Annotated in this window: 1 pseudogene; it reads right to left on the bottom strand. The window is 76.0% G+C overall.

Going from position 1 to position 233, the window contains the following annotated elements:
- A pseudogene (locus tag ACQG3P_RS24485) lies at positions 1 to 233 on the bottom strand (UDP-2,3-diacylglucosamine diphosphatase); the annotation flags it as partial.

Below are 233 nucleotides of genomic sequence, written 5' to 3'. Positions count from 1 at the left end.
GCGCGACGGGCGGAGTCCTCGCCCACCAGGAAATCGCGGTTGCCGCGGATGCCGTACACCGGCACCCCGGCGCCTGCGACCGCCTTGAGCGCGTCGGCCACCGCATCGGCGGCGGGGGGGGGGGTGTCATCGCCGATCCAGGCCTCGGGCAGGTCGCCCAGGATGTCCCGGGCCTCGGCCTGCATCGCCGCGCGGCGCCGGACGGCCAGGAACAGGTCGGTGATGGCTGGACG

The sequence above is a fragment of the Stenotrophomonas sp. SrG genome (genome assembly GCF_050031795.1).
GTDB lineage: Bacteria > Pseudomonadota > Gammaproteobacteria > Xanthomonadales > Xanthomonadaceae > Stenotrophomonas > Stenotrophomonas rhizophila_A.
The sequence above is the reverse complement of the archived record's forward strand: the minus strand, read 5'-3'. Positions and strand labels throughout refer to the sequence as shown.